Genomic DNA, 25,987 nt, shown 5'->3' on the forward strand with positions numbered 1-25,987 from the left:
AGCCTGATCCATGGCGAAATTCTTCATTGACAGGCCCATCTTTGCCTGGGTGATCGCTCTGTTCATCCTGGTGCTGGGCGGGGTGTCCATCACCCAGCTACCCATCTCCCAATACCCGCCGGTGGCCCCGCCCTCGGTGGTGATCAGCGCCAGCTACCCCGGCGCCTCGGCCCAGACGCTGGAAGACAGCGTGATCAGTGTGATCGAACGTGAAATGAACGGCTCGCCGGGCCTGCTCTACATGGAGTCGGTCAGCCAGGCCGACGGCACCGGCACGATCACGCTGAGCTTTGACCCCTCGACCAGCCCCGATCTGGCCCAGGTGGATGTGCAGAACCGCCTCTCGCGCGCCACCCCGCGCCTGCCGGCGGCGGTGACGCAGCAGGGCGTGCGCGTGGACAAGTCTCGCAGCAACTTCCTGCTGTTCATCATGCTGTCCTCGGACAACGGTGCGCTGGACCCGATCGCGCTGGGCGACTACGCCTCGCGCAACGTGATCCCTGAAATCCAGCGCCTGCCCGGCATCGGCCAGGCCCAGCTGTTCGGCACCGAGCGCGCCATGCGGGTGTGGATCGACCCGGCCAAGCTGACCGGCTACAACCTGTCTCCTGCCGACGTGAACGCGGCCATCTCGGCCCAGAACGCCCAGGTGTCCTCGGGCGCCATCGGCGATTTGCCCAACATCACCGGCCAGGGCATTGCCGCCACGGTGGTGGTGAAGGGCCAGCTGGCCTCGGTGGAGCAGTTCGGCCGCATCGTGCTGCGCGCCAATGCCGACGGCTCGACCGTGCGACTCAAGGACGTGGCCCGCATCGAGCTGGGTGCCCAGACCTACGCCACCTCGGCCCGCCTGAACGGCAAGCCGGCCACCGGCATCGGTGTCCAGCTGACCCCCTCGGGCAACGCCCTGGCCTCGGCCAAGGCGGTGAAGGCCAAGATGGAAGACCTGCAGCGCTACTTCCCGGCCGGCGTGTCCTACGCGATTCCGTACGACAGCTCGGGCTTCGTGAAGATCTCGCTGTCGCAAGTGGCCGAGACCCTGGTGGAGGCCGTGGTGCTGGTGTTCCTGGTGATGTTCCTGTTCCTGCAGAACTGGCGCTACACCCTGATCCCGACCATCGTGGTGCCGGTGGCCCTGCTGGGCACCTTTGCCACGCTGCTGGCGCTGGGCTTCTCGATCAACGTGCTGACCATGTTCGGCATGGTGCTGGTGATCGGCATCGTGGTGGACGACGCCATCGTGGTAGTGGAGAACGTCGAACGCATCATGAGCGAGGAAGGCCTGCCCCCGCTGCAGGCCACGCGCAAGGCCATGGGCCAGATCTCGGGCGCGATCATCGGCGTGACCGTGGTGCTGATCTCGGTGTTCGTGCCGCTGGCCTTCTTCAGTGGCTCGGTGGGCAACATCTACCGCCAGTTCTCGGCCGTGATGGTGTCGTCGATCGCCTTCTCGGCCTTCCTGGCGCTGTCGCTCACGCCGGCGCTGTGCGCCACCCTGCTCAAGCCGGTCGAGGCGGGGCATCACCATGAGAAGAAGGGCTTCTTCGGCTGGTTCAACCGCGGCTTCAGCCGTGCCGCCAAGGGCTATGAAGGCTGGGTGGCCAAGCTGCTCAAGCGCGCCGGCCGCTTCATGTTGATCTATGTCGCCATCGGCGCCGCTGCAGTGGTGGTCTACCTGCGCCTGCCCACCTCCTTCCTGCCCAATGAAGACCAGGGCACGATGCTGGTGAACGTGCAACTGCCCCCTGGCGCCACCGTGGAGCGCACCCGCAACGTGATGGAACAGGTGGAAGGCTTCATCCTGAAGCAGCCTGAGGTCAAGAGCATGGTCGGCGTGCTGGGCTTCAGCTTCTCGGGCCAAGGCCAGAACGCCGCACTGGCGTTCGTGACCCTGAAGCCCTGGGATGAACGCCATGGCGAAGAGCACTCGGCCCAGGCCCTGGCCGGCCGCGCCTTCGGGGCGCTGATGGGCATCCGCGATGCCTTCATCTTCCCGCTCAGCCCGCCGCCGATTCCCGAACTGGGCAATGCCACCGGCTTCACCTTCCGCTTGCAAGACCGCGCCGGCAAGGGCCACAAGGCCCTGATCGATGCGCGCAACCAGTTGTTGGGCATGGCCAGCAAGAGCCCGGTGCTGACCCAGGTGCGCCCCGACGGCCTGGAAGATGCGCCCCAACTGCAGATCGACATCGACCGCGACAAGGCCCAGGCCCTGGGCGTGCCGTTCAACGCGATCAACACCGCCTTGTCCACCGCGCTGGGTTCCACCTACGTGAACGACTTCCCCAACTCGGGCCGTCTGCAGCGGGTGGTGGTGCAAGCCGATGCGCCAGCGCGCATGCAGCCTGAAAACATCCTGCAACTGCGCGTGCCCAACAGCGCGGGTCAGTTGGTGCCCTTGTCGACCTTTGCCAGCACCCGCTGGGAGAACGGTGCCATGCAGACCGTGCGCTACAACGGCTACCCGGCCGTGCGCATCAGCGGTGGCACCGCCCCGGGGCGCAGCACCGGTGAGGCCATGGCCGAGATGGAGAAGCTGGCCGCGCAACTGCCCCCAGGCTTCGGCTACGAATGGACCGGCCAATCGCGCGAGGAAAAGCTGGCGGGTTCGCAGGCCGTGATCCTGTACGGCTTTGCCGTGCTGGCCGTGTTCCTGTGCCTGGCGGCCTTGTACGAGAGCTGGTCGATCCCGCTGTCGGTGATCCTGGTGGTGCCGCTGGGCGTGCTGGGCGTGCTGCTGGCCACCTGGCTGCGGGCGTACTCGAACGACGTGTACTTCCAGGTCGGTCTGATCACGATCATCGGCCTGTCGGCCAAGAACGCGATTCTGATCATCGAGTTTGCCAAGGACCTGCAGGCGCAGGGCCGTGGCGTGATCGAGTCGGCCCTGGCGGCGGCGCACCTGCGCTTCCGCCCCATCGTGATGACCTCGCTGGCCTTCATGCTGGGCGTGGTGCCGCTGGCCATCGCCACGGGCGCCGGCTCGGCCAGCCAGCGTGCCATCGGCACCGGCGTGGTCGGCGGCATGATCACCGGCACCGCCTTGGCGGTGTTCTTTGTCCCCATCTTCTTTGTGGTGGTGCGCAAGCTGTTCAAGGGCAGCGAGCGCCAGCGCCAGATCTATGCAGAACATGCCCGACAGGCCGGTGTGGCCGAAGCCGCAGGAGGCCAAGACCATGCGTAAAACCCCCATCTGGCGAATCCGCCTGCCGCTGGCGCCCGTGGCGCTGGCCCTGAGCGCCCTGCTGGGCGGCTGCAGCATGATCCCGGCCTACCAGCGCCCGGCCGCCCCGGTGGCCGAGCAGTTCCCGGCGCTGAAGGCCGATGTGGCCCAGGCCGCCGGCAACAAGGCGGCGGCCGACCTGCCCTGGCAGGATTACTTCAGCGACCCCGCACTGCGCCGCCTGATCGCCCTGGCGCTGGACAACAACCGCGACCTGCGCGTGTCGGTGCTCAACATCGAGCAGGCGCGCGCCGCGCTGCAGATTGCACGGGCCAACCAGTTGCCCGCCGTCAACGGCGTGATCTCGGGCTCGCGCACCCCCAACACCAGCGGCGGCACCACCAGTGTCTACACCGGTGGTCTGCTGGTGTCGTCCTGGGAGATCGACTTCTTCGGCCGCCTGCAGGCGCTGAAGGAGCAGGCCCAAGCCCAGTACCTGGCCACAGGCGAGGCCCGCAAGGCGGCCCAGATCAGCCTGGTGGCCACCGTGGCCAACGCCTGGCTGGCCCTGGTGGCCGACGAAGAGCTGCTCGACCTGTCGGGCCGCACCCTGGCCACGCGGGAGGACTCGCTCAAGCTGACCCGGCTGCGCTTTGACCAGGGCTCGGCCTCCGAGCTGGACCTGCGCCAGGCCGAATCGCTCGTGGAAAGTGCCCGCGCCACGCTGGCCCAGCAAGTGCGCCAGCGCGCCCAGGACGAAAACGCCCTGGTGCTGGTACTGGGCCAGGGCCTGCCTGACGATGCCCGCCAGGCGCTGCGCCAGGCCCGTCTGAGCCAGGCAACCCTGCCCGAGGTGCCGGTGGGTCTGCCGTCTGAGCTGCTGATCAAGCGCCCCGACATCCGCCAGGCCGAACAGTCGCTGATCGCCGCCAACGCCAACATCGGCGCGGCACGGGCGGCGTTCTTCCCGACCATCAGCCTGACCACCGGCATCGGCAGCGCCAGCAGCGCCTTGTCGGGCCTGTTCAAGAGCGGCTCCTGGGGTTACACGATGTCGCCCCAGCTGTCGGTGCCGATCTTCAACGCCGGCCGCACCCAGGCGGGCGTGGAGACCGCCCAGGCGGCCCGCGACATTGCCGTGGCACAGTACGAGAAGGCCATCCAGAGCGCCTTCCGCGAGGTGGCCGACGCCCTGGCCGGGCGCGACACCCTGGGTGACCAGCTGCAGGCCCAACAGGCCCTGGTGAAAGCCACGGCGCGCCAGACCGAGCTGTCCGACCTGCGCTACCGCAATGGCGTGGCCAGCTACCTCGATCTGCTGGATGCGCAGCGCTCGCTGTTCACAGCCCAGCAGGCCCTGGTGCAGACACGCCTGAGCCAGCTGCAGACCCAGGTCACGTTGTACAAGGTGCTGGGCGGCGGCTGGACCGAGGCCGTGGCCGCAGCGCCGCAAAAGCCTGCCAACTGACCCCCTGCAGCAGCGGACACGCCCGCCCTGCCCCCCAGAAAGGCCCCGACACGGGGCCTTTCTTTTTGCGCCGCGGGCTTCTCGCAACAAATGCCGACAAAGCCGCAAGCCAGGCTTTCACTTGTTGCATTTACGAGCGCTGACCCCGACGGATGATGCGGCGACCCCGTTCGCCCCCTCGCCCCCCGAAGGACAGCCATGCCCGAAACACCCCCCACGGCCCACCGACAGCCTGCGCCCAACAGCGCCCTGCTGCAGACCAGGCGGCCCGCACTCCCGCTGGCACTGTGCCTGGCCTTGAGCACCCTGCTGAGCGCCTGCGAGCGCACCAGCCAGGCGCCTCAGCACGGCGCCATGCCCCCACCCGAAGTGGGTGTGGTGGTGGTCGAGCCCGGGCCCGTGGGCTTGCAGACCGAGTTGCCGGGGCGCATCGAGCCGTACCGGGTGGCACAGATCGGGGCACGGGTGGCGGGCATCCTGCAAAAGCGCCTGTTTGAAGAAGGCAGCGAGGTGCAAGCCGGACAGGCGCTCTACCAGATCGACCCCGAACCTTTTCAACTGGCCCGCGACAGCGCGCAGGCGAATGTGCTGAAGGCCGAAGCCGCACTGGCCCAGGCCCAGGACGTGCAGCAACGCTACGGGCCCCTGGCCGAGGATGGCGCCGTGAGCCAGCAGGCCCTGGTCGCCGCGCGGCTGGCCGTGCAACAGGCCACGGCCGACCTGGCCAGCGCCCGCGCCAGCGTGCAGACGGCGCAGCTGAACCTGGGCTACGCCCGGGTCAGCAGCCCAATTGCGGGCCGAGTGGGCCAGACCCTGGTGACCGAAGGTGCGCTGGTGGGCCAGGGCCAGGTCACGCCCCTGACCACGGTGCAACAGCTCGACCCGGTGTACGTCAACTTCACCCAGTCAGCCGACGAGGTGCTGCGCCTGCAACGCAGCCTGGCCCAGGGGCAGCTCAAGCGCGTGCGGGGCACCCAGGCGGCCAGCGTGCGCATCGTGCTGCCGGACGGCAGCGAGTACCCCCGCACAGGCAAGCTGTTCTTCTCAGGTGTGACGGTGGACGCCAGTACCGGCCAGGTGACGCTGCGCGCCGAGGTGCCCAACCCCGAGCGCCTGCTGATGCCCGGGCTGTACGCCCGCGTCAGGCTGGAGCAGGCGCAGGCCAGCGAGGGCCTGCTGCTACCGCAACAGGCCGTGAAACGCACCCAGACCGGCAACACGGTGATGGTGGTCGCCCCCGATGGGGGGGTGAGCGTGCGCGCCGTGCAGATCGCCCAGGCCGTGTCGGGCCAATGGGTGGTGCTGAGCGGCTTGAAGGCCGGAGAACAGGTGATGGTGGACGGCTTCCAGAAACTGCGCGGCAACGCCCCCGTGAAGCCCGTGCCCTGGAAAAGAGCCCCTGAGGCCACGCCCACCCCGGGCACGCCAGGCACCACGGGCACCAAGCCCTGAGGACGCTGCGCCATGTCCAACTTCTTCATCAGCCGCCCCATCTTCGCCTGGGTGATCGCGTTGTTCGTGGTCGTGCTCGGCTGTGTCTCCCTGACCCAACTGCCGATTGCCCAGTACCCCACGGTGGCGCCCCCCACCATCGTGCTCAACGCCAGCTACCCGGGAGCGTCGGCCGAAACGCTCAAGAACAGCGTGATCAGCGTGATCGAGCAGCAAATGAACGGCGCCACCGGTCTCATGTACATGGAGTCGGTGGCCCAGGCCGATGGCACGGGCACCCTCACCCTGAGTTTTGAGCCCGGCACCGACCCGGCCATGGCCCAGGTGGACGTGCAAAACCGCTTGAGCCGAGCCACGCCACGCCTGCCCGCGGCAGTGAATCAGCAAGGGGTGGTGGTGTCCAAGGCCTCGAACAACTTCCTGCTGTTTGCCTTGCTGTCTTCGGACGACCCGGCCTTCGGGCCGGTCGAGATCGGCGACTACGTGGCCCGCAACGTGGTGCCCGAAATCCAGCGCCTGCCCGGCGTCGGGCAGGTGCAGCAGTTCGGTGCCGAGCACGCCATGCGCATCTGGCTGAACCCCGCCAAGCTGGTCAGCTACAAGCTGTCGCCGGCCGACGTGAACGCGGCCATCGCGGCGCAGAACGCGCAGGTGGCCTCGGGCGTGATCGGCGACCTGCCCCAGTTGCCCACCCAGGAGATCTCGGCCACCGTGGTGGTGAGTGGTCAACTGGCCTCGGTGGAAGACTTTGGCCGCATCGTGCTGCGCGCCAACCCCGATGGCTCGACCGTGCGCCTGCGCGATGTGGCCCGGGTGGAACTGGGGGGCTCCAGCTACGCCACCTCGGCGCGGCTCAACGGCGTGCCGGCCTCGGGCCTGGGGGTGCAGCTGTCGAGCACCGGCAACGCCCTGGCCACGGCCACCGCGGTGCGCCAGAAGATGGGCCAGCTGGAGCGCTACTTTCCCAAGGGCATGAAGTGGGCCATCCCCTACGACACCTCCAACTTCGTGCGCATCTCCATCAGCCAGGTGACCGAGACCTTGTTCGAGGCCCTGGTGCTGGTGTTCGTGGTGATGTTCCTGTTTCTGCAGAACGTGCGCTACACCATCATCCCCGCCATCGTGGTGCCGGTGGCCCTGCTGGGGGGCTTTACCACCATGCTGGTGATGGGCCTGTCCATCAATGTGCTGACCATGTTTGCCATGGTGCTGGTGATCGGCATCGTGGTGGACGACGCCATCGTGGTGGTCGAGGCGGTCGAGCGCATCATGGCCGAAGAGGGACTGGGGCCCATGGAAGCCACCCGCAAGGCCATGGGCCAGATCTCGGGGGCCATCGTGGGCATCACCGTGGTGCTGATCTCGGTGTTCGTGCCCCTGGCCTTTTTTGCGGGTGCGGTGGGCAACATCTACCGCCAGTTCTCGGTGGTCATGGTGTCTTCGATCGCCTGCTCGGCCTTTTTGGCGCTGACGCTGACCCCTGCGCTGTGCGCCTCGATGCTCAAGCCGATTCCTGCTGGCACCCTGCATGAGCGCAAGGGGTTCTTCGGCTGGTTCAACCGCGGCTTTTCACGCACCGCCTCAGGATATGAAAGCACGGTGGCGCGCCTGCTCCAGCGCAGCGCGCGGTACCTGGTGCTTTATGGGGCGCTGATCGGCGCGGCACTGCTGGTGTTTGAACGCCTGCCCACCGCCTTTTTGCCCGACGAAGACCAGGGCAGCATCCTGATCAATGCCCAGTTGCCTGCCGGGGCCTCGCAAAACCGCACGCTGGAGGTGATGCAGGATGTGGAGCGCTACGTGCTCGCCCAACCTGAGGTGAAGAGCATGGTGAGTGTGCTGGGCTACAGCTTTTCGGGCAGCGGGCAGAACGCCGGCCTGGCCTTTGTGACGCTCAAGGACTGGTCTGAGCGCAAAGGCCCCGAGCATTCGGCCCAGGCCGTGGTGGGGCGGGCCTTTGGCGCCCTGATGCAGATCCGCGACGCCTTCATCCTGCCCCTGAACCCGGCGCCGATTCCAGAGCTGGGCAACTCCACAGGCTTCACCTTCCGGCTGCAGGACCGCAGCGGCAAGGGACACGAGGCCTTGATGGCGGCACGGGCCCAATTGCAGGCGGCGGCGGCCAGAAGCCCGCTGTTGTCGCAGGTGCGGGTGGACGGGCTGGACGACGCGCCTCAACTGCACCTGCAGATCGACCGCGACAAGGCCCAGGCCCAGGGGGTGAGCTTTTCAGCCATCAACACCGCCTTGTCGGCCCTGCTGGGCAGCAGCTATGTGAACGACTTCCCGAGCCAGTCCCGCATGCAGCGCGTGGTGGTGCAAGCCGACGCGGCGCACCGCATGCAGGGCGAAGACCTGTTGCAGTTCCAGGTGCCCAGCAACACGGGCGCGCTGGTGCCTTTGTCCACCTTTGCCAGCACACACTGGCAAAACGGCCCCATGCAGGCTGTGCGCTACAACGGCTACGACGCCGTGCGCTTCAGCGGCAGTGCGGCCCCGGGCCACAGCAGCGGGGAGGCCATGGCCGAGATGGAGCGCCTGGCGCGCGAACTGCCCGAGGGCTTTGGCTACGAATGGACCGGCCAGTCGCTGCAAGAAAGCATGGCAGGGTCTCAGTCAACGGTGCTGTATGGCTTTGCACTGCTGTCGGTGTTTCTGTGCCTCGCCGCCCTGTATGAAAGCTGGACGATTCCGCTGTCGGTGATTCTGGTGGTACCGCTGGGCTTGCTGGGAGTGGTGCTGGCCACCCTGCTGCGGGCCTACTCCAACGATGTCTACTTTCAGGTGGGCCTGATCACCATCATCGGGCTGTCGGCCAAGAACGCCATCATGATCGTGGAGTACGCCAAAGACACCCAGGCGGCTGGCAAGGGCTTGCTGGAAGCCACACTCGAAGCCGTGCGCCTGCGCTTTCGCCCCATCATCATGACCTCGCTGGCCTTTGGGTTGGGGGTGCTGCCCTTGGCCATTGCAAATGGCGCCAGCGCCGCCAGCCAACGCGCCATTGGCACAGGGGTGCTGGGCGGCATCCTGGTCGGCACCACGCTGGCCGTGTTTTTTGTGCCGCTGTTTTTTGTGGTGGTGCGCACGCTGTTCAAGCCCCGGCGCACCCTACCGGCGGCCGCCCCACACTCTGGAGTCACGCATGACTGAGCCCTTGACTCCCCCCGGCGCGGCCGGGTTTGCTGCGCGCACCCGCCTGCCTCTGCTGGCCCTGCCCTGGCTGTTGGCAGCCTGCAGCCAATTGCCCGACTACCAACGCCCCGCTGTGGCGGTACCGGCCCATTGGCCCGGAAGATCGGGCTTGGACGTGGACGCGGCCGAACCCATCCGCACCGGCGATTGGGCCGACTATTTCAACGATGCGCGGCTCAAGCCCCTGATTGAACAAGCCCTGGCGAACAACCGCGACCTGCGGGCAACGGCACTCCGGGTCGAGCAGGCCCGGGCCCAGTTCCAGATCAGCCGCGCCAGCCAATGGCCCGCCTTGAACGGCGTGGCAGGCGGGTCTCGTGCGCCCGTCGCGACGGCAGCGGGCACGGTGCAAGCCAGCACTTACTCGGTCGGTCTGACCGTGACCGCCTTCGAGCTGGACTTCTTCGGGCGGGTGGCGAGCTTGAAGGAGCAGGCCCTGGCCCAGTACCTGGGCAGTGCCCAGGCCTATGACAGCGCCCGCCTGAGCCTGATCACCAGCGTGGCCACAGGCTGGTTGACCCTGCTGGCCGATGAGGCCCAGCTGGCCTTGCTGCGCGAGACCTTGCTCAACCTGGAAGCCACGCTGCAGCTGACGCGACGGGCCGTGGCCCGGGGAACCCTGGCACAGCAGAGCCTGCTGCAGGCCGAGAGCCAGACCCAGGCGGCACGCGCCGCAGCAGCCCAGGGAGAGCTGCAACGCCAACGCGATGAAAACGCGCTGCAACTGCTGTTGGGCCTGCCCGACGCGGTGCCCTTGCACGACAGCGTGGACGCCAGCACGCTGGATGTGGCGCCCTGGGCCGACCTGGCGCCGGGCCTGCCCTCGGAACTGCTGCTGCGCCGGCCCGACATCGCCCAGGCCGAACAGGCACTGATCGCGGCCAACGCCAACGTGGGCGCAGCCCGGGCCGCCCTGTTTCCCCGCATCAGCCTGACCGCCGGGGTCAGCAGCCTGAGCCCGCAACTGTCGGGGCTGTTCAAGAGCGGCTCCCAGGGATTCACGCTGACGCCCCAGGCGAGCCTGCCGTTGCTCGATGCCGGGCAGAACCAGGCCCAGGTGGAGGCCGCCAAGCTGGGGCGCGACATCGCCACCGCCCAGTACGAAAAGACCATCCAGACGGCCTTCCGTGAAGTGGCAGACGCCCTGGCTGAGCGCGAGGCGGCAGTGCAACAGCTCGATGCCAGCGAGCGCCAGACTACCGCAGGCCAGGCCCAGTTGCGTCTGGCCCAACGCAGCCTGGAGATGGGCGTGAGCAGCCGGCTCGACTGGCTGGCCAGCGAGCGCAACTGGCTGAACCTGAAGCAACAGCGCGTGCAGGCCCAACTCAATCGGCTGCAGAACCAGGTGTCGATCTACCAGGTGCTCGGTGGGCATTGGCGCGCCGGCCGTGACGCATCGAATCCCGCATGAGCATGCGGGCTGAGATCAAAAAAACGGGACGGCACCTTTCGGCGCCATCCCGTCGCAATGGAGCACCCGAGCCCGCGCCAGTGCGCGGGTGGCGCCCCCCCTCATTCAACCGACGGACCGGCAGCGCCAACGCCCCCGGGCGGTAGCAGGCTGAATCCATCAGGTCCACGCCTGGAGCGTAAACGGCGGATGTGACGGGCGCATGACCTCCACGGCCGCCGCACAGAGACCAGCCCGGAACGGGCGAATGGCTTGGCTCGCACACAACACCCTCAGGACAAGCCCCTGGTCTGGCCAGGGTGACCCGTCGCTATAATCAAAAGTTAAGTTCCCAGCCTTACCACAACATTGAGGACGCCATGAGCGACATCCACGAAGACGCACACACCGGCCCGATCAAGAACCCCAAGCAACTGCTGGTGGCGGTTATTTTTTCGTTTGTCATCCCGGTGTTTTTGATCATCGGTCTGGTCGCTTATGTCACCTCGGGCAACAAGCCGGCGGTGGGTTCCGGCAATGAAGAGCGTGCTTTGGCAGAGCGCATTCAAAAAGTGGGCGCAGTGGACATCCGTGATGCCAACCGCCCTCTGCGCTCTGGCGAAGAAGTGTTCAAGGCCCAGTGCTCGGCCTGCCATGCCACCGGCGCCGCCGGTTCGCCCAAGTTCGGCGATGCTGCGGCCTGGGCACCGCGCATCAAGACCGGCTTCGAATCGCTGGTGACCTCGGCCCTGAAGGGCAAGGGAGCCATGGGTGCCCAGGGTGGTGGTGATTTCACCGATGTTGAAGTGGCACGCGGCGTGGCTTACATGGCCAACAACGGTGGCGCCAACTTCCCCGAACCCAAGGCACCTGCCGCTGAAGAAGCCAAATAAGGCATCCCTGCACAGCCCCATGGGCTGCCCGCTGAAAAAGCCGGTCTCAAGGACCGGCTTTTTCGTTTCTGCCTCAGCGGCCGTGCTCAGGGCACCGCACTGTGGGCGGCCGGGCTCAAGACATAGCCGAAGCGCGCGGGCAGACTCTCAGAGGCCACCTCCAACGGAGTCCACAAGCCCGTCTCCACGGCTTGGGCGGCATGGCCCACATCGAGGGTGTGCACCAGGCCGAAGCCCAGGTCGGTGTCCAGGTAGACCCGGCCCTGCTCATCGAGCAGACAATGTTTGACTTGTGCCTCTCGGCCGGTATGGCTGCAGACCTTCAAGGCGTCGTCGATGCGCAAGACCCAAGGGGCGGCTTCGAGCTCGACATAGACCCGTTGAGGGCCGTTCTGGAAATACCAGCAGCCCCGGGCATCGGGTTCGTAGTTGCGCTGGATGAAGTCAATGAGTTTGTCGTGCCGCAACACCGAACCTCGAGCCCCGGGCTGGCCACTTGCGAAGCTGCCCAGGGCCTGGGCCCGATCGTCTCGCATGTACCACTGGCCGCGTGCGTCCAGGCCCAGCCAGCCATAGCAGTCGGGCACGTTGGGCCACTTGGCCATGGCCTGTCGAACAATGTCATCCATCGCGTGTCCTGTTTCAGATGTGGGTGGCCAGCCAGCCTCCGACGGCCTCTGGCATGCCCCGTACATGGCCTGGCAATCGTCCATGCGGGAAGCCGACATGGCCCCCATGAGCCGGTTGCCACAGGGTGACCTGCTCGCCTACCTCGGCCTGGCTCGGCAGGCACCAGGCCGGCACAAAGGGGTCGTTGCGGGCGTTGACCACCAGAGCAGGCACACGAATGCTCGCCAGATGGGGTTTGGCGGAGGCGCGGGCCCAATAGTCTTCCGTGCTGCGAAAGCCGTGCAGCGGCGCGGTGAACACATTGTCGAACTCGTACAGGTCACGCGCGCTGGCCAGGGCTTGGGGGTCGAACAGGCCTGGGAACTGGGCCAGTTTCTGCAGGGCCTTGGGCTTCATGGTGTTGAGGAACATGCGCGTGTACACCAACCGGTTGAAGCCCCGCCCGATGGCCCACCCACCTGCGGCCAGATCGATCGGCGAGCAGACCGCCGCCACACCCTGCACCACCTGTGCCGCCGTGTGACCGGCCTCCTCGGCCCAGCGCAGCAAGGCATTGCCCCCGAGTGAGATGCCCACCGCGATCAAAGGCCCACCGTGGACCTCTTTCAGGCGCGACAGCACCCAGCCGATCTCCTCATGATCACCCGAATGGTAGGCCCGAGGCGCCCTGTTGATCTCGCCGCTGCAACCTCTGAAATGGGGCACCGCGTAGGCCCAGCCTTGCTCGCGGGCGTAGTCGGCGAATGCCTCGGCATAGTGGCTGCGGGAGGACCCTTCCAGGCCATGGAACAGCACCAGCATGGGGCTGGCGGCCGTGGCCTCCTGTGCGGGGGACGTCTGCAGGAAATCGACATCGATGAAGTCGGCATCCGGCGTATCCCAACGCTCTCGCCGGTAGCGGGGCGGGTGACCGAAGACGCGGCGGGAAAAGAGTGCCGGCCAGATGGTTTGCAGGTTGCCGCCAGGCACCCAGGCGGGAGCGACGTAATTCATCAACACGGTTTGGTTGCGCTTTCCCTCAATGCAGGACGGCCGGGCCATCCGTCAATGGCAAGGGCTTGTGCGGCGTGCCGGGGCTGGCGTGGTGGGCCACCATGCGCCATCCCTGAGCGGTCTTGTGATAGACGTTGGTGGCGATCACCCAGGCCTCGTGCCGGCCGGCCGGGGTGTCGATTTCAATGCGCTCGATCACGCTGTGAACCGAGCTGGCCAGGGCCTCCACGGATTGCACATGCTCCAGGTGAACGGGCACGGCCCCATGCGACAGCAAGGCTTCGAAAGCGGCGCGGATGGCTCCGGCACCGATCAGCCGGGCCCCGCCTGGATGCACGCAGACGATGTCGTCCTCATCGGCCCAGCAAGCCATCAACTGAGCGACATCCCCTTTTTGCAAGGCGTCGTAAAACGCCACTTCGACTTCAGCGGCAGAGCCGCCTACGGTGATGGCCTGAAGTTTGGCTTTGGGCATGGCGATGGGTGGGGTGTCGCTGGGGGCCTTTATTCTGCCGTGCTTTGCCCGGGTCGAGGCGCCCCATCAGGGGGTAGCCCCAAAAACAAAACCCCGTGCAGTTGAGGGCACGGGGTTGATGCGGAGTCCGCGCCATGCACCAGGGCATGGGCGAAAGCCGGGGCGCTTCAGCGCTTTTGGCGGAACTTGCGCAGTGCGGCAATCTGAGCAGCCATGACGGCCAGCTCGGACTGGGCACGGGCCAAGTCGATGTCGCTCTTGGCGTTCTTGATGGCCTCTTCGGCCGCTGCGCGGGCCTGGTTGGCCTTTTCTTCGTCGAGATCCTTGCCGCGGATGGCGGTGTCGGACAGAACGGTCACGCAGTTCGGCTGCACTTCAAGAATGCCACCGGCCACGAACACGAATTCTTCACCGCCGTCAGCCGTCTCGATGCGCACCGAGCCGGGTTTGATACGGGTGATGAGGGGCGTGTGGCCCGGCAGAATACCGAGTTCGCCAGCTTCACCAGGCAAGGCCACAAACTTGGCTTCGCCCGAGAAGATCGACTCTTCGGCACTCACAACGTCAACATGAATGGTTGCCATGGCAATCCTTTTCTGGAGGCTTGACTGCACCGGAGAGTGGCTTTTTCAAGCCTGCCTCTCCGATGACAGAGGGCCTTAGATCTTCTTGGCCTTTTCGAAGGCTTCGTCGATGGTGCCAACCATGTAGAAGGCCTGCTCGGGCAGGTGGTCGCACTCGCCGGCCACGATCATCTTGAAACCACGGATGGTTTCAGACAGGGGCACGTACTTGCCGGGCGAGCCGGTGAACACTTCGGCCACGTGGAAAGGCTGCGACAGGAAACGTTGGATCTTACGAGCACGGGCCACCACCAGCTTGTCTTCCGGTGCCAGTTCGTCCATGCCCAGAATCGCGATGATGTCGCGCAGTTCCTTGTAGCGCTGCAGGGTACCCTGCACGGCACGGGCCGTGTTGTAGTGGTCTTCACCCACCACGTTCGGGTCCAGCTGGCGGCTGGTCGAATCGAGCGGATCCACAGCGGGGTAGATACCCAGGGCTGCAATGTCACGGCTCAGCACCACAGTGGAATCCAAGTGGGCGAAGGTGGTGGCAGGCGACGGGTCGGTCAAGTCATCGGCAGGCACGTAAACGGCCTGGATGGAGGTGATCGAGCCCACCTTGGTCGAGGTGATACGCTCTTGCAGACGGCCCATTTCTTCGGCCAGCGTCGGCTGGTAGCCCACGGCGGAAGGCATACGACCCAGCAGAGCGGACACTTCGGTACCGGCCAGCGTGTAACGGTAGATGTTGTCCACGAAGAACAGCACGTCACGGCCTTCGTCGCGGAACGATTCCGCGATGGTCAGACCGGTCAGGGCCACGCGCAGACGGTTGCCCGGGGGCTCGTTCATCTGGCCGTAAACCATGGCCACCTTGGACTCGCCGAGGTTCTCCAGGTTCACCACGCCGGAATCGGCCATTTCGTGATAGAAGTCGTTCCCTTCGCGGGTACGCTCGCCCACACCAGCGAACACCGACAGACCCGAGTGAGCCTTGGCGATGTTGTTGATGAGTTCCATCATGTTCACGGTCTTGCCCACACCGGCGCCACCGAACAGACCCACCTTGCCGCCCTTGGCGAACGGGCAGACCAAGTCGATCACCTTGATGCCGGTTTCCAGCAGTTCTTGCGAAGGCGACAGCTCGTCATAAGCCGGGGCCTTGCGGTGGATCGAGGCCGTCAGCTCTTGGCTGACAGGACCGCGTTCGTCGATGGGCGCGCCCAGCACGTCCATGATGCGACCCAGGGTGGCCTTGCCCACGGGCACCGTGATGGGTGCGTGGGTGTTGGACACGATCAGGCCACGACGCAGGCCGTCGGACGAACCCAGCGCAATGGTACGCACCACGCCGTCGCCCAGCTGCTGCTGAACTTCCAGGGTCAGTGTGGATCCTTCGAGCTTCAGAGCGTCGTAGATCTTGGGCATCTGGTCACGCGGAAACTCCACGTCAACCACAGCGCCAATACACTGAACAATTTTTCCTTGAACTTGAGCCATTTTTTGCTCCAAAAATTTTTAAACCGTGACGACGACGAGGGTCAAACCGCAGCCGCGCCGGAGACGATTTCCGAAAGTTCTTTCGTGATCGCTGCCTGACGGGTCTTGTTGTAGACCAGCTTCAATTCGCCGATGACACTGCCCGCGTTGTCGGTCGCGGCCTTCATGGCCACCATGCGCGCCGACTGTTCGGATGCCATGTTTTCTGCCACGGCCTGGTAGATCAGGGATTCAACATAGCGAACCAGCAGATCGTCGATGACGGCCTGAGCATCGGGCTCGTAGATGTAGTCCCAACCATGTTCGGTCTTTTCGGCCACCATCTTGTCGGCAGACAGGGGCAGCAACTGCTCCAGCACCGACTCTTGCTTCATGGTGTTGATGAACTTGGTGTAACCCAGGTAGACCGCATTGATGCGGCCTTCTGCGTAGGCATCCAAGAGCACCTTCACGGGGCCGATCAACTTGTCCAGATGCGGGGTATCACCCAGACCCGTGACGTGCGAAACCACTTTCGCGCCGACACGGTTCAGGAAACCCAGACCCTTGTTGCCGATGGCGACGGCCTCGACCGACACGCCTGCACCTTGCAGTTCGCGCAGCTTGGTCGTCACGGCACGCAACACGTTGGTGTTCATGCCACCGCACAAGCCCTTGTCGGTCGTGACCACGATCACCCCGGCGGTCTTCGCATCGTTCGTCTTCATGAACGGATGCGTGTACTCGGGGTTGGCCTGACCCAGGTTGGCGGCAACGTTGCGGATCTTTTCGCTGTAAGGACGGGCAGCACGCATCCGGTCCTGCGCCTTGCGCATCTTGGATGCGGCCACCATTTCCATGGCCTTGGTGATCTTCTTGGTGTTTTCCACCGATTTGATCTTGCCGCGTATTTCCTTGCCTGCTGCCATATGTGCTCCTAAAGCGTTTGTTGGGTGCTTGGAGAGCTACTTAAGCAAACGACTTCTTGAACGCACCAATGGCAGCGGTCAGTTCAGCTTCAGCGTCCTTGTCCAGGGCCTTGTCCTTCTCGAGCTTGGCGATCAGGGCAGCGTGGCTGGTCTTCAGGAACTGGTGCAGGCCGTGTTCGAAGGCCAGAACCTTCTTGACGTCGATGTCATCCAGGAAACCCTTGTTGACCGCGAACAGCGTGGCACCCATCAGCGAGATGGGCAGCGGGCTGTACTGAGCCTGCTTGAGCAATTCGGTCACGCGGGCACCGCGGTCGAGCTGCTTGCGGGTGGCTTCGTCCAGGTCGGAAGCGAACTGCGCGAAGGCAGCCAATTCACGGTACTGGGCCAAGTCGGTACGGATACCACCGGACAGGTTCTTGATCAGCTTGGTCTGGGCAGCACCACCGACGCGCGACACCGAGATACCGGCGTTGATGGCGGGGCGGATACCGGCGTTGAACAGGCTGGTTTCCAGGAAGATCTGGCCGTCGGTGATCGAGATCACGTTGGTCGGAACGAAGGCGGACACGTCACCGGCTTGGGTTTCGATCACGGGGAGAGCGGTCAGCGAACCGGTCTTGCCCTTGACTTCGCCCTTGGTGAAGGCTTCCACGTAGTCGGCGTTCACGCGAGCGGCGCGTTCGAGCAGACGGCTGTGGAGATAGAACACGTCGCCAGGGAAAGCTTCACGGCCTGGAGGACGGCGCAGCAGCAGCGAAACCTGACGGTAGGCCACAGCTTGCTTCGACAGATCGTCATAAACGATCAGCGCGTCTTCACCGCGGTCGCGGAAATATTCGCCCATCGTGCAGCCCGAGTAGGCCGACACGTACTGCATGGCAGCCGATTCAGAGGCCGAGGCAGCCACCACGATGGTGTAGTCCATGGCGCCAGCTTGCTCGAGGGCACGCACGACGTTCTTGATGGACGAAGCCTTCTGACCAATCGCGACGTACACGCAGGTGACGCCTTGGCCCTTCTGGTTGATGATGGCGTCGATGGCCACAGCGGTCTTGCCGGTCTGGCGGTCACCAATGATCAGCTCGCGCTGACCACGGCCCACGGGCACCATCGAGTCGATGGACTTCAGACCGGTTTGCAGCGGCTGGCCCACGGATTCACGGGCGATCACACCAGGTGCCACCTTTTCGATCACGTCGGTCAACTTGGCGTTGATCGGACCCTTGCCGTCGATAGGCTGGCCCAGGGCGTTCACCACGCGGCCAATCAGTTCGGGGCCGACGGGCACTTCCAGAATACGGCCCGTGCACTTCACGGTGTCGCCTTCGGAGATGTGCTCGTACTCGCCCAGAATCACGGCGCCGACAGAGTCGCGCTCCAGGTTCAGGGCCAGGCCATACGAAGGCACGCCTTCAGCATTGGCCGGGAATTCGAGCATTTCGCCCTGCATCACGTCAGACAGGCCATGCACGCGAACGATACCGTCGGTCACGGACACCACGGTGCCCTGGTTGCGGATGTCAGCGCTGCCAGCCAGCCCTTCGATGCGGCTCTTGATCAATTCAGAAATTTCTGCGGGATTGAGTTGCATGACTCTTTCCTTCTTTCTTTGTTTAGCCGAGGCACAAGGCCGCGGTTACGCGGCCAGGGCCGCTTTCATTTGTTCGAGGCGCGCTTTGACCGAGGTGTCGAGCACTTCGTCACCCACTGCCACACGGACACCACCAATCAAGGTGCTGTCGGTTTCGACGGACAGGTTGAGCTTGCGGCCAAAACGCTTTTCGAGCGAGGCGGCGAGGTCTGCCAGGGCAGCACCATCGATCGGGAATGCGCTGTACACGACGGCATCCGACGAACCGCTCTGGGCATTGACCAGCTTGCGGAACTGGGCAGCGACTTCGGGCAGCGCCTGCAGACGACCGTTGTCGATCACCGTGCGCAGGAAGTTCTTGCCCTGATCGGGCAGAACGTACTTGGTCAGGCCGGCCACCAGGTCAAAGACCTGCTGGGCACTGACCTTCGGGCTCTCGGCAAACTGCTTGAGCTGGGCGTCGGCTGCAATCGCAGCCAGCTCGTCCAGCCAGCCGGCCGTGGCGTTGAGGTCAACGCCGGCGGTCGAGGTGCTGGCCTTGAACAAGGCCTCGGCGTAAGGACGGGCAATGGTGGCGAGTTCAGCCATGGTTGCTCCTTACAGCTCAGTCTTCAGGCGATTCAGCAGATCGGCGTGAACGCCGGCATCGACTTCCTTGCGCAGGATTTGCTCGGCACCCTTGACGGCCAGCACGGCGACCTGCTCACGCAGGGCCTCGCGGGCCTTGACCGATTGCTGCTCGGCCTCGGCCTTGGCAGCGGCAACGATCTTGTTGCCTTCTTCGGTGGCACGGGCCTTGGCCTCGTCGATGATGGCCTGAGCACGACGCTCGGCATCAGCCAGACGCGATGCAGTTTCGGTGCTGGCGGCGGCCAATTCCTTCTTCACGCGCTGGTCGGCAGCGGCGAGTTCGGTTTTGGCACGGTCGGCAGCAGCGAGACCATCGGCGATTTTCTGGGCACGTTCATCCAGCGCTTTCGCGATCGGGGGCCACACGAATTTCATCGTGAACCACACCAAGATCAGGAATACGATGGCCTGAATGAACAGGGTCGCATTGATACTCACGGCAACACCTTTCTAGAGTGGCGTTGAACGGGAATTACTTGGGCAGGTTGGCCAAGAAGGTCGAAGCAAACGGGTTGGCGAAGGCGAACAGCAGAGCGATAGCCACACCGATCAGGAAGGCGGCGTCGATCAGACCGGCCAAGATGAACATCTTGGTTTGCAGTTCGTTGATCAGTTCCGGCTGGCGAGCCGACGATTCGAGGAACTTGCCACCCATCAGGGCGATGCCGATAGAAGCGCCGATAGCGCCCAGACCAACGATCAGACCACAAGCCAGAGCGACGAGACCGAGAATGTTTTCCATGATGACTCCTAATTAAGAAACGGATGGTTGAGGAAAGAAAAAACGAAACGAAATCAGAGGGCGCCTGGTGAGCGCTTAGTGGGCGTTGTGCGCCTGACCCAGGTAGATCAATGCGAGCATCATGAAAATGAAGGCTTGCAGCGTGATCACGAGGATGTGGAACAGCGTCCAGATGGTGCCGGCGATGACGTGGCCGACAGGCAGCAGAACACCAGAGAGCGACAGCGCAGCGGCGCCACCCATCAAGGCGATCAACATGAACACCAGTTCGCCAGCGTACATGTTGCCGAACAGTCGCATGCCGTGGGACACGGTATTGGCAACGTATTCGATGATTTGCATCAAGAGGTTGATCACGCCCAGAACCAGGGCAAAGATAGGATTCTTGCTGGTGCCGAAAGGAGCAGACACCAGTTCGTGAGCCCAGCCGCCGGCGCCCTTGATCTTGATGCTGTACCAGAAGCGCAGCAACAGGACGGCAAAAGCCAGGCCCAGGGTGGTGGAGAGGTCAGCGGTCGGAACGACGCGCAGGAATGCGTGATGGGCATCGTGGCCGGCCGACTCATAGGCCTTGCCCCACAGCGCGGGCAGCAGGTCGACAGGCAGCATGTCCATGAAGTTCATCAGGAAGATCCAGACGAAAACAGTCAGACCCAGGGGAGCGATGAACTTGCGGCTCTCGGCGCTGTGGATATTGGCCTTGGCCTGGTTGTCGACCATTTCAACCAAGATTTCCACAGCGGCTTGGAAGCGACCCGGCACACCCGAAGTGGCCTTGCGTGCAGCGGTCCAGAGCAAGACCAGCGCCACGACACCCAGCAGACCGGCAACGACCAACGAATCAAAGTTGATGACCGAAAAATCAACAATAGCCTTCTGCTGGACGTTCTGCAGATGCTGCAAGTGGTGAACGATGTACTCACTTGCTGTCGGACCGTGTTCTGCTGCGCTCATCTTTCAACTCTTTCCTTTGACTCTTCTCGCGAAGAGTCAATTCGGTTTAACAGACCTGGTCTGCACCCACAGTGCAAGCCAGTACATTTTCAGCGTGACAACCATGCCAGCCAGCAAAGCCAGCCAGACCACCTCGGGCAACACCCAAGGTGCAGCGGCCAGCAAGGCCACCGTCAGCACGATCTTCACGAGCTCCCACCCAAACAACCCGGTGACCGCAGTACCCGGGTTGCCAGACGACATGTGCTTGCGCACCCCTCGGGCGAACAGTGCGGCAGGAATCACCACCGCCATCGCGCCGTAGGCAGCAGTCCAACCGGCTGCTGGCCGTCCCGTCAGGCCCCAGGCGGCCAAAGCCACCAGACACCCAACCAGAGCCTGAAGCGCTAGAACACGCACCAAGGAAACGGGCGCAATTCTTGCACGAAGCTGCTGCGCCTCTTCGGCAGTCAGCGGCTTGAAATCAGACTCTTCCGCCTCATCTTCAGGAACTGGCGCGATTGTGTTCATTCTTGGTTACGCCAGGGTTACACGCCTGAATTTCAGCAAAGCCATTGATTATAAGTAAAAACCCGCAACGTCAACGCTTGTAAAGCACTCCACTCGGGAAAGGCCCTAGGTCAAAGGTGTTTTGACTTGGGATGAGCGAATGGACGGGCTTGGCAAGGCACGTCAGCACGGCACCCAGGCCAGCGGGGATAATTTGACCATGCAAGCACTACCCGACACCCTCTGCTACCTCAACGGCGACTATACCGCCCTCCAAGATGCCCGCATCAGCGTGCTTGATCGGGGCTTCATTTTTGGCGATGGCATCTATGAGGTCATCCCGGTCTACCAAGGCCGCCTTTTCCGCTTCGATGAACACCTGGCCCGGCTGACCCGCTCGCTGGCCGAGGTGCAGATTGCCAACCCCCACACGCCCGAGCAGTGGCGCCAGATTGCAGACACGCTGATCGAGCGCAATGCCGCCAAGGCCACGGGCGAGGAAACCGTCTACATCCAGGTGTCCAGAGGCGTTGCCCCGCGCGATCACGCCATGACCCAAGGCATCACCCCCACGGTGTTTGCCATGATCAACCCCTTGAAGTCCCAGTCCGCAAGCGCTCGCGAGCAAGGCGTGGCCTGCGTCACGGCCGAAGATTTCCGCTGGAAGAAGGGGCATATCAAAAGCACCAGCCTGCTCAGCGCCGTGCTGGCCCGCCAGATCAGCGTCGAAGCCGGTGCCACGGAGACCATCCTGTTACGGGACGGTTACCTCACCGAGGCCTCCTCCAGCAACGTGTGGGTGGTGAAAGATGGCCGGGTGCTGGGTGCTCCGCGTGACGGCCTGGTGCTGGAGGGCATCCGCTACGGACTGATCGAAACGCTGTGCCAAGAGGCCAACATCCCCTTCGAGCTGCGCCGCATCAGCGAGGCTGAATTGCGCGATGCCGACGAGGTGCTGCTGTCGTCCGCCACCAAGGAGGTTCTGCCCGTGTCACGCCTTGACGGCCAAGCGGTGGGCAGCGGTCGCCCCGGGCCGGTTTATGCCCAGCTCTATGCCGGCTACCAACGCGCCAAGCAAGGCGCGCCCGCGCCGGTCAGCAACACAGAGCCAACGGTAGCTGTCACGCCCCCTCCGGCACAAGAATCGCTGATCGAATTTCCCAGCCTGTTTCCGATCAAGGTGATGGGCCCCAAGGTGGAAGGGTTTGTGGAGACCATGACGGCCATCGCCACCGAGCACGACCCCAGCTTCGAGATGACGCGCGTGCAATTGCGCGATAGCTCGGGCGGCAAATACCTCAGCGTGACCCTGACCGTGACGGCCACCAGCCGCGAGCAGCTGGACAACCTGTACCGCGCCCTGACCGCCCACCCGCTGGCCAAGTACGTGCTCTGAGGCCCCATGCAGTTGCGTACCCTGGGGCATGTGCCCTACGAGCCCACGCTGGAGGCCATGCGCGTCTTCACGGAGGGCCGCACCGAGCAAACGCCTGATGAGCTGTGGCTGTGCGAACACCCCCCGGTGTTCACACAGGGCCTGGCGGGCCTGGACAGCCACCTGCTGGCCCCGGGCGACATCCCGGTGGTGGCCACCAACCGCGGGGGCCAGGTCACCTTTCACGGGCCGGGGCAGGTGGTGGCCTACCCGCTGATCGACCTCCGACGGGCAGGCTACTACGTCAAGGAGTATGTCTATCGCATCGAAGAGGCGGTGCTGCGCACCTTGATCCACTTTGGCGTGACCGGGCATCGGGTGGCCGGCGCGCCGGGCATCTATGTTCGCCTGGATGACCCGTTCAGCCATGCGGCCCTGAGCGGCCCCATGCCGGAGCACGACCCTTTCCGGGGCTTGGGCAAGATCGCCGCACTCGGGATCAAGGTGAGTCGTCACTGCACTTACCACGGTGTGGCACTCAATGTGGCGATGGACCTGTCGCCCTATCAACGCATCAACCCTTGTGGCTATGCGGGTCTGCAAACCGTGGACCTTTCTACAATCGGGGTTCAATCCACTTGGGAAGACGCAGCGGCGGTCCTGGGCCAGAAGCTCCAGACCTTCCTCGCGCCGTAATCAGATGAGCACCAACGAAGTCGTTCGAGAAGCACAGGGCGTAGACGCCTACAACCCGCTGGCCAAGCAAAAAGCGGCGGCCAAGCTGTCCCGCATCCCTGTCAAGGTCGAGCAGGCTGAGGTGCTGAAAAAACCGGAATGGATCCGCGTCAAGGCGGGCTCGCCCACCACCCGCTTCTACGAAATCAAGCAGATCCTGCGCGAAAACAAGCTCAACACCGTGTGCGAGGAGGCCTCCTGCCCCAACATCGGTGAGTGCTTTGGCAAGGGCACGGCCACCTTCATGATCATGGGTGACAAGTGCACGCGGCGCTGCCCGTTCTGCGATGTCGGCCATGGCCGACCCGATCCGCTGGACACCAGCGAACCCGAAAACCTGGCCAAGACGATTGCCCGCCTGAAGCTCAAGTACGTGGTGATCACCAGCGTCGACCGCGACGATCTGCGCGACGGGGGCAGCGGTCACTTTGTGGAGTGCATCCGCCAGACCCGGGCGCTGTCGCCCACCACCCAGATCGAGATCCTGGTGCCGGACTTCCGTGGGCGTGACGACCGGGCGCTTGAAATCCTCAAGGCAGCACCACCGGATGTGATGAACCACAACCTGGAGACCGTGCCGCGCCTGTACAAAGAGGCCCGCCCCGGCTCGGATTACGCCTTCAGCCTGAACCTGCTCAAGAAGTTCAAGGCCCTGCACCCGGACGTGCCCACCAAGAGCGGCCTGATGGTGGGTCTGGGCGAGACCGATGAAGAAATTTTGCAGGTGATGCGCGACATGCGCGAACACGGCATCGACATGCTCACCATCGGCCAGTACCTGGCGCCGACGAACAGCCACCTGCCGGTGCGCCGCTACGTGCACCCGGACACCTTCAAGATGTTCGAGACCGAAGCCTACAAGATGGGCTTCAGCCATGCGGCCGTGGGCGCCATGGTCCGGTCCAGCTACCACGCAGACCAGCAAGCCGGGCACGTGCTCGAATCCAAGGCCTGAGCCACCCAGGCCATCCTGCCAACCCTCACAGCATCGTCAAGGGCTTGGCAGGGCCTCCGGCTGTCGACCTCGAACCGCAGTGCCACGCACCGCAGGTCAGCTTGGCATCAGGCGTGACGGCTCATCGTCGTTGAGCACGGCCTGGGCCCAGCCCGCCAATTTGCGCGTGTCGCTGCGCAAGACCTCCTGCTTGATGGCCAGAATCTGAGAGGGGTGCATGGAGAAGCTGCGCAGCCCCAGGCCCAGCAGCAAACGCGTGGCACTGACATCGCCTGCCATCTCACCGCACACACTCACTTCCTTGCCCTGAGCCCGGCACTCGGCAATCGTCTCGGCCACCAGCTTGAGCACCGCCGGGTGCAAGGGGTCGTAGAGGTGCGCCACGGACTCATCGGCCCGGTCGATGGCCAACGTGTACTGGATCAGGTCATTGGTTCCGATCGACAGAAAGTCGAAGTGCTTGAGGAACATGCGCACCGACAGCGCTGCAGCCGGGATCTCGATCATGGCCCCGAGTTGAATCGGGCCATAGGCCATGCCCAGGTTGTCGAGCTCCGCACGGGCGTGATCGATTTGCGCCAGGGCCTGGCGGATCTCAGAGCCATGGGCCAGCATCGGGATCAGCAACTTCACCTTGCCATGCACTGCCGCCCGCAGGATGGCGCGCAATTGGGTGCGGAACATGGCGGGGTCCGCCAGGCTCCAGCGGATGGCACGCAGGCCCAGTGCCGGGTTCAGATGGGCATCATCACGGTGGGCGTAATCCAGAGGCTTGTCAGCCCCCACATCCACCGTGCGGATGGTGACGGGAAGCCCTTGCATGCCCTCAACGGCGCGCCGGTAGGCCTGGTACTGCTCTTCTTCGCCGGGCAGCTTGCCCTGCCGCCCCATGAACAGGAATTCGCTGCGGAACAGCCCCACACCCAGCGCGCCGGCAGCCAGCGCGGCCGGTGCGTCATCCGGCATCTCGATATTGGCCAGGAGCTCAACCTTTTCGCCATCCATCGTGACCGCAGGGGTGTGCCGCAGGCGGGACAGGCGCTGACGCTCCAGCTCACCCTGTCGCTGTTTGAAACCATATTCAGCCAGGATGATGGGCGAGGGATCAACGATCATCACGCCGGCATCGCCATCGATGATCACCCAGTCATCCTGGCGCACCAATTGGCTGGCACTGCGGGCCCCCACCACGGCGGGGATGTCCATGCTGCGCGCGACAATGGCCGTGTGAGAGGTCTTGCCCCCCACATCGGTGACAAAACCCGCGAACACGCTCTGCTTGAACTGCAGCATGTCCGCCGGCGAAAGATCATGGGCCACCAGCACCAGAGGCACATCGACGGTATCGTCGAGCAGCAACTCCTGCTGATTGCGGCGCGGCGAAGGGGGCGGAGGCGAAACCGGTGACGCCGCTCCCTTCATGTGCCGCAGGATGCGCTCGGCCACCTGCTCCAGATCGGCCTTGCGCTCACGCAGGTATTCATCCTCCATTTCGTCGAACTGGCGACCAATCACTTCGAGTTGAGTGGTCAAGGCCCATTCGGCGTTGTAGAGGCGTTCGGTCACCCAATGCTTCACGCCCGAGGTGAGCGCCTCATCCTGGAGCAGCATCAAGTGCACATCCAGCAAGGCGGTCAGCTCTTGCGGAGCGTCGTTGGGCCCCATCTGGGACAGCCCCTGCTGCAGCCGCTGCAGTTCATCCACCACCGCGTTGCGAGCCACGCGGATGCGGTCAATTTCTTCGGGTACCCGTGAAGCGTCGATGAAGTAATGGGCCACATCGATGCGGCTGGACGCCACCAGCACGGCCCGCCCGATGGCAATGCCACGGGCTACAGCCAGGCCATGGACGGTGAATGTCATGGATGCCTCCGTTGCTGGGG

At 64.3% G+C, this 25,987-nt stretch carries 22 protein-coding genes and 1 pseudogene; 10 read left to right on the top strand and 13 right to left on the bottom strand.

Going from position 1 to position 25,987, the window contains the following annotated elements; genetic code table 11:
• Nucleotides 1-10 precede the first annotated feature (10 nt).
• The 6 genes from L880_RS0113740 (at nt 11) to L880_RS0113765 (ending at nt 11,561) form a co-directional block, all read left to right on the top strand.
• Nucleotides 11-3,184, top strand: a complete 3,174-nt coding sequence (locus L880_RS0113740) for an efflux RND transporter permease subunit (protein ID WP_027476174.1) — start codon at nt 11-13, stop codon at nt 3,182-3,184.
• Complete coding sequence (locus L880_RS0113745; RefSeq protein WP_043329476.1) at nt 3,177-4,631, top strand: efflux transporter outer membrane subunit; 1,455 nt, start codon at nt 3,177-3,179, stop codon at nt 4,629-4,631. Before L880_RS0113740 ends, L880_RS0113745 begins: the two co-directional genes overlap by 8 nt.
• 198 nt (nt 4,632-4,829) lie before the next feature.
• Nucleotides 4,830-6,083, top strand: coding sequence for an efflux RND transporter periplasmic adaptor subunit (locus tag L880_RS0113750; RefSeq protein ID WP_157462860.1), 1,254 nt, complete (start codon nt 4,830-4,832; stop codon nt 6,081-6,083).
• Between the two features lie 12 nt (nt 6,084-6,095).
• Nucleotides 6,096-9,236, top strand: a complete 3,141-nt coding sequence (locus L880_RS0113755; protein WP_027476177.1) for an efflux RND transporter permease subunit — start codon at nt 6,096-6,098, stop codon at nt 9,234-9,236.
• Nucleotides 9,229-10,689, top strand: a complete 1,461-nt coding sequence (locus tag L880_RS0113760) for an efflux transporter outer membrane subunit (RefSeq protein ID WP_084461299.1) — start codon at nt 9,229-9,231, stop codon at nt 10,687-10,689. Before L880_RS0113755 ends, L880_RS0113760 begins: the two co-directional genes overlap by 8 nt.
• 359 nt (nt 10,690-11,048) lie before the next feature.
• Nucleotides 11,049-11,561: a c-type cytochrome gene (locus tag L880_RS0113765; RefSeq protein ID WP_019575673.1), complete on the top strand. Its 513-nt coding sequence runs from the start codon at nt 11,049-11,051 to the stop codon at nt 11,559-11,561.
• Nucleotides 11,562-11,647: 86 nt separating this feature from the next.
• On the opposite strand, the gene L880_RS0113770 is transcribed toward L880_RS0113765, so the two are convergent.
• The 12 genes from L880_RS0113770 to L880_RS0113825 all read right to left on the bottom strand — a co-directional run bounded on the left by L880_RS0113770 (nt 11,648) and on the right by L880_RS0113825 (nt 21,060).
• Nucleotides 11,648-12,190, bottom strand: coding sequence for a DUF2946 family protein (locus L880_RS0113770; protein ID WP_027476179.1), 543 nt, complete (start codon nt 12,188-12,190; stop codon nt 11,648-11,650).
• 13 nt (nt 12,191-12,203) lie between these two features.
• Complete coding sequence (locus L880_RS0113775) at nt 12,204-13,184, bottom strand: YheT family hydrolase (RefSeq protein WP_211245318.1); 981 nt, start codon at nt 13,182-13,184, stop codon at nt 12,204-12,206.
• A gap of 25 nt (nt 13,185-13,209) precedes the next feature.
• Nucleotides 13,210-13,659 (bottom strand): YybH family protein, encoded by a 450-nt coding sequence (locus tag L880_RS0113780; RefSeq protein ID WP_027476181.1) that lies wholly within the window; start codon nt 13,657-13,659, stop codon nt 13,210-13,212.
• Between the two features lie 167 nt (nt 13,660-13,826).
• Nucleotides 13,827-14,243, bottom strand: a complete 417-nt coding sequence (locus tag L880_RS0113785; protein WP_027476182.1) for a F0F1 ATP synthase subunit epsilon — start codon at nt 14,241-14,243, stop codon at nt 13,827-13,829.
• Between the two features lie 75 nt (nt 14,244-14,318).
• A complete protein-coding gene (gene atpD, locus L880_RS0113790; RefSeq protein ID WP_027476183.1) occupies nt 14,319-15,722 on the bottom strand; it encodes a F0F1 ATP synthase subunit beta in 1,404 nt (467 codons plus the stop codon).
• Nucleotides 15,723-15,763: 41 nt separating this feature from the next.
• Entirely contained in the window at nt 15,764-16,630 is an 867-nt protein-coding gene (gene atpG, locus L880_RS0113795; RefSeq protein WP_027476184.1) for a F0F1 ATP synthase subunit gamma, read from the bottom strand.
• A gap of 40 nt (nt 16,631-16,670) precedes the next feature.
• Nucleotides 16,671-18,224 carry a F0F1 ATP synthase subunit alpha gene (gene atpA, locus L880_RS0113800; protein ID WP_027476185.1) on the bottom strand — a complete coding sequence of 518 codons (1,554 nt, stop codon included), beginning with the start codon at nt 18,222-18,224 and terminating at the stop codon, nt 16,671-16,673.
• A 45-nt stretch (nt 18,225-18,269) separates the two neighbouring features.
• Nucleotides 18,270-18,812: a F0F1 ATP synthase subunit delta gene (locus tag L880_RS0113805; protein WP_027476186.1), complete on the bottom strand. Its 543-nt coding sequence runs from the start codon at nt 18,810-18,812 to the stop codon at nt 18,270-18,272.
• A gap of 9 nt (nt 18,813-18,821) precedes the next feature.
• Nucleotides 18,822-19,292, bottom strand: coding sequence for a F0F1 ATP synthase subunit B (locus L880_RS0113810; RefSeq protein ID WP_019575664.1), 471 nt, complete (start codon nt 19,290-19,292; stop codon nt 18,822-18,824).
• A 34-nt stretch (nt 19,293-19,326) separates the two neighbouring features.
• Nucleotides 19,327-19,596, bottom strand: coding sequence for a F0F1 ATP synthase subunit C (gene atpE / locus L880_RS0113815; RefSeq protein ID WP_007847749.1), 270 nt, complete (start codon nt 19,594-19,596; stop codon nt 19,327-19,329).
• 75 nt (nt 19,597-19,671) lie between these two features.
• Nucleotides 19,672-20,550, bottom strand: coding sequence for a F0F1 ATP synthase subunit A (gene atpB, locus L880_RS0113820; protein ID WP_027476187.1), 879 nt, complete (start codon nt 20,548-20,550; stop codon nt 19,672-19,674).
• A gap of 36 nt (nt 20,551-20,586) precedes the next feature.
• Nucleotides 20,587-21,060 (bottom strand): ATP synthase subunit I, encoded by a 474-nt coding sequence (locus tag L880_RS0113825; protein ID WP_027476188.1) that lies wholly within the window; start codon nt 21,058-21,060, stop codon nt 20,587-20,589.
• Nucleotides 21,061-21,259: 199 nt separating this feature from the next.
• Here L880_RS0113825 and L880_RS32395 point away from each other — a divergent pair.
• From L880_RS32395 to lipA, 4 genes and pseudogenes are all read left to right on the top strand, one after another.
• Nucleotides 21,260-22,117: pseudogene (locus L880_RS32395) on the top strand (D-amino acid aminotransferase); the annotation flags it as partial.
• Nucleotides 22,118-22,189: 72 nt separating this feature from the next.
• The gene (locus L880_RS36380; protein ID WP_281174767.1) at nt 22,190-22,435 is read left to right on the top strand and encodes a YbeD family protein; all 246 of its coding nucleotides are present in this window, start codon (nt 22,190-22,192) and stop codon (nt 22,433-22,435) included.
• 6 nt (nt 22,436-22,441) lie between these two features.
• Nucleotides 22,442-23,110, top strand: a complete 669-nt coding sequence (lipB, locus tag L880_RS0113835; RefSeq protein WP_027476189.1) for a lipoyl(octanoyl) transferase LipB — start codon at nt 22,442-22,444, stop codon at nt 23,108-23,110.
• A gap of 4 nt (nt 23,111-23,114) precedes the next feature.
• Nucleotides 23,115-24,104: a lipoyl synthase gene (gene lipA, locus L880_RS0113840; protein WP_027476190.1), complete on the top strand. Its 990-nt coding sequence runs from the start codon at nt 23,115-23,117 to the stop codon at nt 24,102-24,104.
• 96 nt (nt 24,105-24,200) lie between these two features.
• Here lipA and ptsP read toward each other — a convergent pair whose 3' ends face one another.
• Nucleotides 24,201-25,967, bottom strand: a complete 1,767-nt coding sequence (gene ptsP, locus L880_RS0113845) for a phosphoenolpyruvate--protein phosphotransferase (protein ID WP_027476191.1) — start codon at nt 25,965-25,967, stop codon at nt 24,201-24,203.
• Between the last annotated feature and the right edge of the window lie 20 nt (nt 25,968-25,987).

The sequence above is a fragment of the Curvibacter gracilis ATCC BAA-807 genome (assembly GCF_000518645.1).
In the GTDB taxonomy this organism is placed as follows: Bacteria; Pseudomonadota; Gammaproteobacteria; order Burkholderiales; family Burkholderiaceae_C; genus Curvibacter; species Curvibacter gracilis.

What these genes read in the sequence shown, in the direction of transcription:
- L880_RS0113760 (WP_084461299.1), top strand. Translation starts at nt 9,229, where the DNA reads ATGACTGAGCCCTTGACTCCCCCCGGCGCGGCCGGGTTTGCTGCGCGC.
- lipB (WP_027476189.1), top strand. Translation starts at nt 22,442, where the DNA reads ATGCAGTTGCGTACCCTGGGGCATGTGCCCTACGAGCCCACGCTGGAG.
- L880_RS0113775 (WP_211245318.1), bottom strand. Translation starts at nt 13,184, where the DNA reads ATGAATTACGTCGCTCCCGCCTGGGTGCCTGGCGGCAACCTGCAAACC.
- atpA (WP_027476185.1), bottom strand. Translation starts at nt 18,224, where the DNA reads ATGCAACTCAATCCCGCAGAAATTTCTGAATTGATCAAGAGCCGCATC.
- L880_RS0113755 (WP_027476177.1), top strand. Translation starts at nt 6,096, where the DNA reads ATGTCCAACTTCTTCATCAGCCGCCCCATCTTCGCCTGGGTGATCGCG.
- lipA (WP_027476190.1), top strand. Translation starts at nt 23,115, where the DNA reads ATGAGCACCAACGAAGTCGTTCGAGAAGCACAGGGCGTAGACGCCTAC.
- L880_RS0113780 (WP_027476181.1), bottom strand. Translation starts at nt 13,659, where the DNA reads ATGCCCAAAGCCAAACTTCAGGCCATCACCGTAGGCGGCTCTGCCGCT.
- atpE (WP_007847749.1), bottom strand. Translation starts at nt 19,596, where the DNA reads ATGGAAAACATTCTCGGTCTCGTCGCTCTGGCTTGTGGTCTGATCGTT.
- atpB (WP_027476187.1), bottom strand. Translation starts at nt 20,550, where the DNA reads ATGAGCGCAGCAGAACACGGTCCGACAGCAAGTGAGTACATCGTTCAC.
- L880_RS0113785 (WP_027476182.1), bottom strand. Translation starts at nt 14,243, where the DNA reads ATGGCAACCATTCATGTTGACGTTGTGAGTGCCGAAGAGTCGATCTTC.
- L880_RS0113825 (WP_027476188.1), bottom strand. Translation starts at nt 21,060, where the DNA reads ATGAACACAATCGCGCCAGTTCCTGAAGATGAGGCGGAAGAGTCTGAT.
- ptsP (WP_027476191.1), bottom strand. Translation starts at nt 25,967, where the DNA reads ATGACATTCACCGTCCATGGCCTGGCTGTAGCCCGTGGCATTGCCATC.
- L880_RS0113745 (WP_043329476.1), top strand. Translation starts at nt 3,177, where the DNA reads ATGCGTAAAACCCCCATCTGGCGAATCCGCCTGCCGCTGGCGCCCGTG.
- atpD (WP_027476183.1), bottom strand. Translation starts at nt 15,722, where the DNA reads ATGGCTCAAGTTCAAGGAAAAATTGTTCAGTGTATTGGCGCTGTGGTT.
- L880_RS0113750 (WP_157462860.1), top strand. Translation starts at nt 4,830, where the DNA reads ATGCCCGAAACACCCCCCACGGCCCACCGACAGCCTGCGCCCAACAGC.
- L880_RS0113770 (WP_027476179.1), bottom strand. Translation starts at nt 12,190, where the DNA reads ATGGATGACATTGTTCGACAGGCCATGGCCAAGTGGCCCAACGTGCCC.
- L880_RS0113805 (WP_027476186.1), bottom strand. Translation starts at nt 18,812, where the DNA reads ATGGCTGAACTCGCCACCATTGCCCGTCCTTACGCCGAGGCCTTGTTC.
- L880_RS0113765 (WP_019575673.1), top strand. Translation starts at nt 11,049, where the DNA reads ATGAGCGACATCCACGAAGACGCACACACCGGCCCGATCAAGAACCCC.
- atpG (WP_027476184.1), bottom strand. Translation starts at nt 16,630, where the DNA reads ATGGCAGCAGGCAAGGAAATACGCGGCAAGATCAAATCGGTGGAAAAC.
- L880_RS0113740 (WP_027476174.1), top strand. Translation starts at nt 11, where the DNA reads ATGGCGAAATTCTTCATTGACAGGCCCATCTTTGCCTGGGTGATCGCT.